Here is an 11,177-nt window from a genome sequence, read left to right as displayed (position 1 = left end):
GCTGCCGGGTCGCCCGCCCTGGCGACGACCGGCGCCGAGGTGGGCCCGTTGGTCGGTCTCGGCGTCCTCGCCCTGGGCGCCGGCGCCGCCCTCACCGTGGCCACCGGCCGGCGGCGTCAGCGGGCGTGACCCCTGCGGGCAGGCCGCGGACCCTCGGGACCGCGGTCTGGTACGGCCGGCACCGCACACCCGAGGGCCGCAGCGTCCTGGTGTCCGTGGCCGGTCCCGGCTTCCCCGACGGGACGGTCGTGGACCTGCCCGGCCCCCCGGCGCACCCGGCCGGGTGGCTGGCCGAGGCGCACGTACACGACGAGGGGCACGTGCCCGCCCTGGTGCGGGTGTCCCCCGACCTGGCGCCCGGCTCCCCGCACCTCTGGTTCGCCCTCGGGCCAGCCGGGAGCGGGGACGCCGTGGACCTGGTGGCCTTCTCCACCGACGCGCTCGGCGACGGACGGGTCGTCGGGGTCGACGACCTGGCCACCGCCGGCGTCACCTGGGCCGACCAGGTGGGCGCGGTGCGCTGGTCCCCGACCTCCGGCGCGGTCGACCAGGTGTACGTGGCCGCCCGGTACCGCCGTCGCCGCATCGGCACCCGCCTGGTCGCGACCGCCGACGCGGTCCGCATCGGGCTGGGCTGGGCACCGCTGCGCGGCGACGGCCGGCTCACCGACCTGGGCGACGCGTGGCTGTCCGCCCAGTCCGACGCCTGGCGGGCCCGGGTCCCGCCGTCGGTCGAGCGCCAGCCGCCGATGACGCCCGCGGGCGAGGCCGCCGGCCTCCCGGCCCGACTGCTCCTGCCGGACGCCGGTCGCCGCACCCCCTGACCACCCCCGCGCGCACGAACGGCCTCCCCCACCGTCACCGGTGCGGGAGGCCGTTCGCGGTCGGGCGTCAGGTCAGGGGACGGTGACCTCGGCGTCCAGGGCGGTCTCGTTGCCGGCGAAGTCGGCGACCAGCAGCGCGACGTACAGCGCCGTCCCCGAGGGGAGCCGGTCGAACCCGTACTGCAGGCCCGGGAGGTCGGCGAACAGGCCCGGTCCCTCCGGGGAGACCCAGGAGCCGTCCTCGGCCTGGAGCAGGGTGAAGACCAGGCCCTCCGGGTCCGGGGTGAACTCGGCCAGCAGGCCGTCACCGGACTCGGCGTAGTAGGCCTCCGAGGTCACCTCACCGGCGTCCTGGTCGATGGTGATCGACAGCCGGATGCGCTCGGCTGCGTCCCGGCTGCCACCGGGGGCCACGTAGTCCAGCGGCACGGTCACGGTGAACAGCGGGGAGTCCTCGTCGCTGTCCAGGGACAGGTAGGCGTCCATCGTGTCCTGGCCGTCGGTGATGGTGAACCCGGTCAGGTCGTAGAACCCCGAGACGGTGCCGTCCTCGCCGACGGTGCCCTCCTCGTCACCGGTGATGAGCAGCGACCCGTCGTCCTGGCGCTGGCCGTAGACGACCCGGGCCGAGGCGGCCGAGTCGGCGCCGGTGGCGGCCAGCGGCGCGGAGACGGTGAGGCCGTCGGCGTCGAAGGCGACGCTGAGCCCGTCCCCGGTCTCGAACGCGGGCTGGTCGCCCTCCGGCACCGCCTGCCCCGCGCCGTAGTAGGCGTCCAGGAACGCCGACCAGGCACCCGCCGCGACGACGTCGGCGTAGGCCGGCGCGTAGTACTCGGCCTCCTCCGGGAAGTAGACGCTCATCCCGGTGGCGCCCAGGTAGGCCTTGCCGTCGACCTGGTAGGTGACGACGTCGCCCAGTGCCCGGGTCACGGCGTCGGCCTCGTCGGCGACGTCGAGGGCGGCGACGCTGATCTCACCGGCCAGCTGCCCCAGGTCGACCTGCCCGGTGGACCGCGAGGGGTCGGGGTCGGCGCCGAAGGCCAGCGTCGTCGACCGGGCCTTGCCGACAGCCGGGGACAGGTCGGCGGCGCGGTCGGTGAGCACCCCGGCCAGCGCCGTCATCGCCTCGTCCAGGGCGGGCAGCTGCGTGAGGTCCATCAGCGACAGCGTCGTCTGGTCGACGGTGTCCTCCGCGGTGGCCTGGGCGTTGAAGCCGTCGACGACGGCCCGGCCCAGGGTGTCCACGTCGGTCGCGGGGTCGGTGAGGACGCCGAAGGCGGCGTAGTCCCAGCCGTGTCCGGGCTCGAGCTCCTCGGAGGCGATCATCCGGTCGGCCAGCGGGGCCATCGTGGCGGCGGTCTCGTAGGTGGCCATCAGGCAGGCGTCGAAGCCCACCAGGTCCAGCCGGTCCAGCCCGGCGGCGGCCAGGCCGTCGGAGATGCCGGTCTGCAGGCCGGCCAGGTCCATCGTGGACTGGCCGGCGGACTCGTCGGCGCCGACGCCGGGCCAGCCCGCCCCGTGGTCGCTGAGGACCAGCGCGTAGTGCTCGGACGGCGAGGCCTCGACGCTGGCGGCGATGAAGTCGGCCAGCACCTGCGGGTCGGCGGTGTCGACGTCACCCAGGTCCTCGCGCAGCTCCAGGCTGTCGGGCTGCACCGAGAAGGTACGCGCCCCCGACCAGGCGCCGGCGTCGAGCAGGTCGGCACCACTGTAGCTGGGCTCCTCGTCCGAGGCGGCCCGGTCGACCAGCGCCTCGATCTTCAGCTCGCCCTGCGACCCGACCCCGGCGAGCTCGCCGACGTCGCCCAGCAGCGCGGCCTCCAGGTCGGTGTCGGCCATCGAGTAGAGCATCACCGTCCAGCCCTCGCCCGCGGCCGCACCGGTCTCCTCGGGGACCTCCTCGCCGCCGGTCTCGCAGCCGGTGAGCAGCAGCCCCAGGCTGAGCGCCACCGCGGCCGCCCTCGTCGTCGAACTCGTCCGCACGCGCACTCCCCGCCTCACGGGCGCCGACGTGGCGCCCGACCGCAGGCAGCGTCCCCCACCCGACGACCGTCGGTCCGGAGGCTGTGTGACAACAGATCGTGTCGCGTTCGTGCAGGTCACACGGCGGTGCCCGGGTCAGGCCAGCCGGGTGACCTCCACGACGACCGAGTGCCCCTCGCTGCGCGGGCCGGAGAAGATGCCCTTGAGCGGCGGGACGTCCTTGTAGTCCCGGCCGCGACCCAGCGTCACGTGGCGGGTGCCGATCTCCACGACGTTCGTGGGGTCGTAGCCGGTCCAGCTGCCGTCCCACCACTCGACCCAGGCGTGGCTCTCGCCCTTGACCGGTTCGCCGACCGGGGCGTCGGGGCGGGGGTGCAGGTAGCCCGAGACGTAGCGCGCCGGGATGCCCAGCGCACGCAGCAGCCCGACGGACACGTGCGCCATGTCCTGGCAGACGCCCTTGCCCGACGTCCACGCCTGCATGGCGTTGGTCTTCACGTTGGTCGACCCGGACAGGTACTGCATGTGGTCGTGCACGAAGCGGCACACCCGGTGCCCGGCCTCCCGCGGGTCGGCGTCCCCGACGACGTCCCGGACGGCGCGGACCACGGGGGCGTCCATCGCGGTCAACGGCGTGGGGCGCAGCATCTCCCCGAACCGGTCGACGACGTCGGCGGTGGCCAGCTGCGCCCAGTCCACGACTGGTGCCGGGTCGGGCTCGAGCCCGGCCTCGACCACGGAGGTGGCCACGACGGCCAGCTCGGTGTGCGGGCCGTGCAGGTCGAACGCGGTGACCGTGGAGCCCCAGTAGTCCCGGTAGGCGTGCACGGTGGCCGCCGGCTCGATCTCCACCCGCGAGCGCAGGGTGGTCTGCCGGGTGGTGTTCTCCGGGGTCATCCGGGCCTCGTTGTAGGAGGTCCGGACCGGACCGCCGTAGCGGAACCGGGTCCGGTGCACGACCTGCAGCCGCCACCGGTCCGGGGTCGGTGCGACCTGGGACTGCGACTGGGCGGCCTGCTGACCGGTCTGCACGGAGGAGGCCCGCACGACGGGCCCCTGCGACTGGTGCTGCCCCACCGGGGTCACCCCACGCCTTCCGGCACCCACACCTGGGGCGCCTGCTCGGTGAAGAACCTGCTGGTGACGGCCTCACTGGCGGCCGAGCAGGTGCGCTGCAGCTCGTCGAGACGAGTGGGCAGCTTGGCCAGGATCTCGTCGGTGCCCATGAACTCCAGCATCGTGCGGGCCCGCCCGACGATGCGGTGTGCCTCCCCGGAGACACCGATCCGGTGCCCGTCACGGACGTTGGAGCGCTCCAGCTCGGCCAGGCAGCCCTCGGCCTGCTCCAGGGCGGCGAAGACCGAGCGCGGGAAGAGCCGGTCCAGCAGCAGGAACTCCGCCGCCCGGCTGGAGTTCACCGCGCCCCGATAGGTGCGCAGGTAGGGCTCGTAGGCCCCGGTCGAGCGCAGCACCAGCGTCCAGGACGGCGCGGCGTCCCCGGCCAGGACCCGGGTGGACAGCATCCGGCTGGTCATGTCGACCCGCTCCAGCGAGCGGCCCAGGATGAGGAACAGCCAGCTCTCGTCCCGGCTCATCGTGGCGTCGGCCAGGCCGAAGACCATCGCCGAGCGCTCCCGGACGAACCGGTAGAGCGAGTGCGGGCCGTACCGGCGGGCCATGGTGCGCTGCTGGGGCAGCGCGTTGTGCGTGACGTTGAGCGACTCCCAGATCTCCGCCGACAGCACCTCTCGGGCACCGCGGGCGTTCTCCCGGGCCGCGGACAGCGCGCCGACGATGGAGCTGGGCGCCACCCGGTCGAAGGCCAGCGTGCTCAGCACCCGCTCGGTGTCGGCCTCCTCCAGCGGGCAGGGCACGCCCATCAGCGCCAGCAGGTTGTGGCAGGCCCGCTGCTCGTCGATCCACGGGTCCTCGACCAGCCGCTGGGTGTGCACGTCGAGGATGCGGGCGGTGTCGTCGGCGCGCTCCACGTAGCGGCCGATCCAGAACAGCGACTCGGCGATGCGACTGAGCATTACGGCCCCTTCCGGAGGCTCGGCGCGAGCTCGCGGGTGTCGAGGGGGAAGAGGGCCTCCGACTCCCGGCCCTGCTGCTGCTGCTGGCCCTGGGCGATCGCGTTGTCGTTGGCCGGGCCCGGGTCCTGGGCCGGCGGTTCGGCCGGCAGGTCCGCGGTGGTGAACTCGATCTGGGTGCGGTCGGCCGGGGGCGCCTCGGTGGCCGGGCGCGGTCCGGAGATCACCCAGGTGTCCTTGGAGCCACCGCCCTGGCTGGAGTTGACCACCAGCTCGCCCTCCGGCAGCGCGACCCGGGTCAGCCCGCCGGGCAGGACCCACACGTCGGTGCCGTCGTTGACCGCGAAGGGCCGCAGGTCCACGTGCCGGGGCGCGATCTTGCCGTTGATCAGCGTCGGGGACGTCGACAGCCCGATCGGCTTCTGCGCGATCCAGTCCCGCGGGGAGGCGCGCACCTTCACGGCCAGCTCGGCGAGGGTCTTCTCGTCCGCGCGCGGGCCGATGACGATGCCCTTGCCGCCGGAGCCGTCGACCGGCTTGAGCACCAGCTGGTCCAGGCTCGACAGCACCCACTCGGTGGCGTCGGCGTCGTCCAGGCGGTAGGTGTCGGCGTTGGCCAGCACCGGCTCCTCGTTCAGGTAGTACCGGATCAGGTCGGGGACCCAGGTGTAGATGAGCTTGTCGTCGGCGACGCCGTTGCCCACGGCGTTGGCGATGGTCACCCGGCCGGCCCGGGCGGCGTTGAGGACGCCCGCGCAGCCGATCACCGAGTCCGACCGGAAGTGCACCGGGTCCAGGAACTCGTCGTCGATGCGCCGGTAGATGACGTCCACGCGCTGCTGGCCGTCCGTCGTCCGCATGCTGACCTGGCCGCCGGAGCAGACCAGGTCGCGGCCCTCGACCAGCTCGACGCCCATCTGGCGGGCGAGCAGGGCGTGCTCGAAGTAGGCGGAGTTGTAGACGCCCGGGGTGAGGACGACGACCGTCGGGTCCCCGACCGTCGAGGGCGCCGACGCCTTGAGCGCCGCGAGCAGCTTGGTCGGGTAGTCCGCGACGGGCTGGATCCGGTGGTCGCCGAACAGCTCGGGCAGCACCTGGCTCATCGCGGCCCGGTTGGTGATGACGTAGCTGACCCCGGAGGGGCTGCGGAGGTTGTCCTCCAGCACCCGGAAGTCCCCGGCCTCGTCGCGGACCAGGTCGATGCCGCTCACGTGCACCCGGACGCCGTTGGGCGGGACCAGCCCGTGCGCGGCCCGGTGGAAGTGCGCGCTGGTGGTGATCACGCTGCGCGGCACGATGCGGTCGGCGAACACCTGCCCGGCGCCGTAGACGTCGGCCAGGAAGGCCTCGAGGGCGTGCACCCGCTGGGCGACGCCGCGCTCGATGTGCGCCCACTCGTCGGAGCCGATGACCCGCGGCACGATGTCGAGCGGGAAGGGCTGCTCCTCCCCCGCGTGCGCGAAGGTGACCCCGGCGTCGCGGTAGGTCTGGCTCAGCACGTCGGCGCGCGCGGCCAGTTCCTCCCCGGACATGGGTTGCAGGGAGCTGAAGAGCCCGGCGTAAGGCGGCCTGGGTTGGGCCGGTGCGCCGAACATCTCGTCCCACTGCTCCCCGAGGGGGTAGCCGTCGAAGAGGTCCGCCATGGGGGGAACCTAGTCAGCGCCGGTGAACGGCGCGTTTCGGCGCGCGCCGACCGCGACCGGGCCGTGACCTGGGCCGGTCCACGGCCGGTCCACGACCGGTCCAGGGCCGACCCCCGGGGCTCAGGGCCGGCTGCGGACCGCCTCGACGAGGACGTCGCGCAGGTCGTCGGCCTCCTGGGCCGAGTACGCGGCCCCGCCGGTCACCCCGACGATGCGCTCGAGCACCGACAGGTCCGCGTCGGGACCCAGGCCGACCGCGACGACCTGGACCGGCCGCGCCGGGTCGGCCTCGGCGGCCAGCGTCGCGAGCAGCTCGGCCTCCGACGGGCCGGTCGGGTCGTCGTCGGTGCCGTCGGTGAGCAGGACGACGGTGTTCACCGTCGCCGGGTCGAACCCCTCCCGGGCGGACCGGACCGCGGCCAGCACGGTGTCGTACAGCCCGGTGCCGCCGGCGGACAGCCGGTCGGGGAGGGAGGCGAACTCCTCGGCCAGCAGGTCCCGCTGGTCCCGGCCGTCGACCACGGTGCCGAAGGGCCGCATCGGCAGGACCTCCGCCCAGTCCCGGTCCCCCTCCAGGCGGGCGGCGAAGACCCACAGCCCGCCGGTGGTGCGGTCGGGCAGCACCGAGAGCGCCGAGGTCAGCGCGTCGCGCGCGAGGGTGGCGCGGGTGCCGCCCCCGGCCGGGGCGTCCATCGAGGTGGAGACGTCGACGACGGTCAGCAGCCGGCTCGGGGTCACCAGCGAGGCCACCCGGTCCGGCAGCGCGTCCAGGGTGGCTGCGTCCAGCTGCAGCACGGCGGGCGGGCCGGCGTCGTCGTCGGGCCCGCGGCCGTCGGCGTCCCGCCAGCCCTCGGCGCGGACGGCCCGGCCCTCGCGTGCGGCGTCGGTCAGCCGGCCGAGGACCGCGTCGACGGCCGCGGCGTCGTCGGTGCCGGCGACGGTGCGCAGCACGGGCAGCTCCAGGACGGGCGCCCCCTCGGCGGGGACGACCACCACCAGGTCGCCGGCGCCGTCGGCGGTGGCCGCGGCGACCTCCCGCTCGGTGACGACGGCGACCGGCGCGGTGGTGCTGCCGGCGACGGCGTCGGCCAGCGCGGCCCCCGGGGACGCCCCGCCCCCGGCACCCAGCACCAGGCGGGCGACGGCGGTGTCGGCGGCGTCCCCGGAGCCCAGCGCGGTCTGCACGGCCGCCAGCGCCACCAGGCCCGCCGCGCCGGCCAGCGGGTCGGCCAGTGCGACGCCGGGACCGTCCAGGGCCTGCGCCCAGGTCGGTGGGGTGGCCGTCCACCCGCGTGCGTCGGCGACCGCCCGGCTGGTGGCCAGCACCAGCGAGGTCTGACCCAGCACCCCGGCGTCGGAGGCGACGGCAGCGCCCGCGCGGGCACCCCAGGACGCGTCGTCGGGCACCCACACCTGCGGCTGCGCGGCGACGTCGCCACCGGACAGCGCGGCCAGCGTCTGCAGCGGCTCCTGGGTGCGGACCTCGGCGACCGTGCAGCCCCCGCCCTCCAGCGGGATCGGCCCCGACAGCACGCGCCGCACCAGCGCCCCGGCCTCGGGCACCACCGAGACCCGGACGGTGTCGTCGACCCGGCAGGAGGAGGCGGCCGGGGCGGCGGCCGCGTCGTCCCGGGGGCGGGTCACGACCCAGGCCGCGGCCACCGTGCTCGCGCTGGCGGCCCATGTGCAGTGGTCTCCTGGGGTCCGGGGCCACCGGCCCCTGCCGCACCGTGGTCGGCGTCTCGGCGCCGAGCGCACCACGACACGCGGGGCGACGGCGACGTCCGGGACCGGAACCCCACCGACTCGTGGTGTGTCGCCACGAGCGGTCACCCCGCGGGCACGCCACCGGCCCGCACGGGCGAGGTCAGGCCGTGCCGCGCCGGACGAGCTCGGTCTCGCACACTCGGGACTCCGTGGGCCCTGCGGTGCCCTCGATCTGGGCCATCAGCAGCTCGGTGAGCTGGCGGGTCATCCGGTCCAGTGGCTGGGCGACGGTGGTCAGCGGCGGGTCGCAGGTCAGCGCCACCGCGGCGTCGTCGAACCCGACGACGGCGACGTCCTCGGGCACCCGTCGTCCGGCCGCCCGCAGTGCCCGCAGCGCCCCGACGGCCATCGGGTCCGAGGCCAGGAAGACGGCGTCGAGGTCCGGGCACTGGGTCAGCAGCCGGGCCATCGCGGCCTCCCCACCGGCCTCGGTGAAGTCCCCGTGCGCGACCAGCGCGAGATCGACGGCCCGGCCGGCGTCGGCGAGGGCGCGCGCCCAGCCGGCGTGCCGGTCGACCCCGGCGATCATGTCCATCGGGCCGGTGACCGTGGCGATCCGCCGTCGCCCCTGCTCGAGCAGGAAGCGGGTGGCCACGGCCGCGCCACCGGCGTTGTCGGCGTCGACGTAGGCCACCGCCCGGCCGTCGTAGGGGCGTCCGCACAGCACCAGCGGGACGCCGGCGTCGCTGAGGATGTCGGGCAGCAGGTCCTCGCTGTGCAGCGACATGAGGACGACGCCGTCGACGTGGCCCTGCCGGGCGTAGCGGCCGATCTTCTGCTGCTCGCGGGCGTCCCGGGCGGTGAGCAGCACCAGGGTCAGGTCGGTGTCGGCCAGGGCGGCGGAGACCCCGTGCACGATGCTGGCGAAGAACGGGTCGGAGAAGACCTGGCTGTTGGGCTCGGAGAGCACCAGCGCGATGGTGTCGGTGCGCCGGGTGACCAGACTGCGGGCCATCCGGTTGGGCACGTACCGCAGCTCGGCGATCGCCGCGTGCACGGCCTCCCGGGCCTCGGGGCTGACCCTCGGGGACTCGTTGACCACCCGCGAGACGGTCGCCCGCGACACGCCGGCCAGGACCGCCACCTCGTCCAGCGTGGGGACGGCGGTGCGGGTGCTCGAGCTGCTCACGGTGCTCCTCCCGGCGTCCGACCTGGTCACGGCGCCGTCGGCCGCAGACCCATCGTGCGGCACCAGGGGCCCGTTGGGAAGGGCTTCGTGGAAGCGCTCTCACGTTTCCGGAACAGACCCTTGACAGTTCCCTGTGACGGCTACCACTCTCTGTGCCACAGCCCGTGAGAGCGTTCTCACGGCTTCCGCCGGCGGGCACCGATGCCCCGCCCCGGCGGCTTCCACAGGAGGTTCGATGTCCCACTCCCGAAGGGCTCAGGCGCTCACCGGGGCGGTCCTCGCCGTCGCCCTGCTGACCGCCGGGTGCGGCGGTTCCGACGCCAGCGACGAGCCCTACGACCCCGATGCTCCGGTCACCCTGACCGTGGGCACGTTCGGCACGATGGACCTGGACAACTCCGGCCTCTACGAGGAGTACATGGAGTTGCACCCCAACGTCACGATCGAGCAGAACAACATCGCCCAGTCCGCGGCGTACTACCAGTCGCTGCAGACCCGGCTGGCCGCCGGCTCCGGCCTGGACGACATCCAGGGCCTGGAGATCGGCTTCATCGCCGACGTCGCCCGCAACCACGCCGACTCCTTCGTCGACTTCGCCTCGCTGGACAACGCCGACGAGCTGGAGGGCAACTTCTACGACTGGAAGTGGGGCCAGGCCTCCACCGACGACGGTCGCGTGCTGGGCCTCGGGACGGACTCCGGTCCGCAGGCCATGTGCTATCGCACCGACCTCTTCGCCCAGGCGGGGCTGCCCACCGACCGCGAGCAGGTCGGCCAGCTCTGGTCCACGTGGGACGACTACCTCGACGTCGCCCGGCAGTACCAGGCCGCCCCCGGCACCCCCGCGGGCAGCGCGTTCGTCGACAGCCCGGCCAGCATCTTCTCCTCCTCGGTGTACCAGGGCGACCTGGCCTACAACGACGAGGAGGGCAACCCGATCCCGGGCGACAGCGACGGCGTCGACTCCGCCTGGGGCTTCGCCAGCCAGGCGGCCGAGGAGGGCCTGACGGCCAACCTCTCCCAGTTCGGCGACGAGTGGAACGCCGCGTTCTCCAACGGCGCGTTCGCCACCATCGCCTGCCCCGCCTGGATGCTGGGCTACATCACCTCGCAGATGGGTGACGAGGGCGCGGGCCTGTGGGACATCGCCCCGCTGCCCGGCGCCGAGCAGAGCGCCAGCAACTGGGGCGGCGCCTGGCTGGGCGTCCCCTCGAACGGGGAGAACGTCGAGGCGGCCACCGAGCTCGTCGAGTGGCTGACCGCACCCGAGCAGCAGGTCCGGGTGTTCACCGAGGCGGCGCACTTCCCGTCCAGCCCGCAGGCCGCCGAGGACCCCGCGGTCGTCGGGTTCACCGACCCGTACTTCAGCGACGCACCGACCGGGGAGATCTTCAGCCAGTCCGCGGCCAACATCCAGCGCACCCCGATCGGGCCGTACGACACCCAGATCCAGGAGGCCTTCACGACCGCGCTGACGGACGTGGCGACCAACGGGACGAGTCCGGACGAGGCCTTCCAGAACGCCCTCGAGGCCGCCGAGCAGGCCGTCGGCGGCTGACCCGCCGGCACCCGTCGGACCGTGACGCGGTGCCCGGGAGCGGACGACCCGCTCCCGGGCACCTGCACACCCCACCCAGGACCCCGCCCCACCCGCTCCCGACCACCTCGAGGCCACGCATGACCATCGCGAGCCAGAGTCCGAGCGCGGCGCCGACCACCGCGCCCGTGCCCACGGTGGCCGATCAACAGGATGTCGAAGTCGTCCTTGGCGAACCGCTGGGCCTCCTTGTGCACCTTGGTG

General features: G+C 74.5%; 8 protein-coding genes. 2 read left to right on the top strand and 6 right to left on the bottom strand.

Annotated features, from left to right (window positions below):
- Positions 1-215: 215 nt before the first annotated feature.
- Positions 216-824 (top strand): hypothetical protein, encoded by a 609-nt coding sequence (locus AC0IVP_RS21305; protein WP_471759200.1) that lies wholly within the window; start codon positions 216-218, stop codon positions 822-824.
- Positions 825-896: 72 nt separating this feature from the next.
- Here the strand turns inward: AC0IVP_RS21305 and AC0IVP_RS21300 are convergent, their stop codons facing one another.
- From AC0IVP_RS21300 to AC0IVP_RS21275, 6 genes are all read right to left on the bottom strand, one after another.
- Positions 897-2,807, bottom strand: coding sequence for a clostripain-related cysteine peptidase (locus AC0IVP_RS21300; protein WP_471759199.1), 1,911 nt, complete (start codon positions 2,805-2,807; stop codon positions 897-899).
- A gap of 135 nt (positions 2,808-2,942) precedes the next feature.
- Positions 2,943-3,854 carry a transglutaminase-like domain-containing protein gene (locus AC0IVP_RS21295; protein ID WP_200938851.1) on the bottom strand — a complete coding sequence of 304 codons (912 nt, stop codon included), beginning with the start codon at positions 3,852-3,854 and terminating at the stop codon, positions 2,943-2,945.
- A gap of 35 nt (positions 3,855-3,889) precedes the next feature.
- Complete coding sequence (locus tag AC0IVP_RS21290) at positions 3,890-4,840, bottom strand: alpha-E domain-containing protein (protein ID WP_056294009.1); 951 nt, start codon at positions 4,838-4,840, stop codon at positions 3,890-3,892.
- Positions 4,840-6,480 (bottom strand): circularly permuted type 2 ATP-grasp protein, encoded by a 1,641-nt coding sequence (locus tag AC0IVP_RS21285; protein WP_471759198.1) that lies wholly within the window; start codon positions 6,478-6,480, stop codon positions 4,840-4,842. Before AC0IVP_RS21285 ends, AC0IVP_RS21290 begins: the two co-directional genes overlap by 1 nt.
- A gap of 120 nt (positions 6,481-6,600) precedes the next feature.
- Positions 6,601-8,142 (bottom strand): vWA domain-containing protein, encoded by a 1,542-nt coding sequence (locus AC0IVP_RS21280; protein ID WP_471759197.1) that lies wholly within the window; start codon positions 8,140-8,142, stop codon positions 6,601-6,603.
- A 205-nt stretch (positions 8,143-8,347) separates the two neighbouring features.
- A complete protein-coding gene (locus AC0IVP_RS21275) occupies positions 8,348-9,376 on the bottom strand; it encodes a LacI family DNA-binding transcriptional regulator (protein ID WP_471759196.1) in 1,029 nt (342 codons plus the stop codon).
- A gap of 235 nt (positions 9,377-9,611) precedes the next feature.
- On the opposite strand from AC0IVP_RS21275, the gene AC0IVP_RS21270 reads away from it, so the two are divergent.
- A complete protein-coding gene (locus tag AC0IVP_RS21270; protein ID WP_056294022.1) occupies positions 9,612-10,934 on the top strand; it encodes an ABC transporter substrate-binding protein in 1,323 nt (440 codons plus the stop codon).
- The last annotated feature ends 243 nt before the right edge of the window (positions 10,935-11,177 follow it).

The organism is Klenkia sp. AC732, assembly GCF_979256525.1.
The sequence above is the reverse complement of the archived record's forward strand: the minus strand, read 5'-3'. Positions and strand labels throughout refer to the sequence as shown.

What these genes read in the sequence shown, in the direction of transcription:
- AC0IVP_RS21290 (WP_056294009.1), bottom strand. Translation starts at nt 4,840, where the DNA reads ATGCTCAGTCGCATCGCCGAGTCGCTGTTCTGGATCGGCCGCTACGTG.
- AC0IVP_RS21285 (WP_471759198.1), bottom strand. Translation starts at nt 6,480, where the DNA reads ATGGCGGACCTCTTCGACGGCTACCCCCTCGGGGAGCAGTGGGACGAG.
- AC0IVP_RS21270 (WP_056294022.1), top strand. Translation starts at nt 9,612, where the DNA reads ATGTCCCACTCCCGAAGGGCTCAGGCGCTCACCGGGGCGGTCCTCGCC.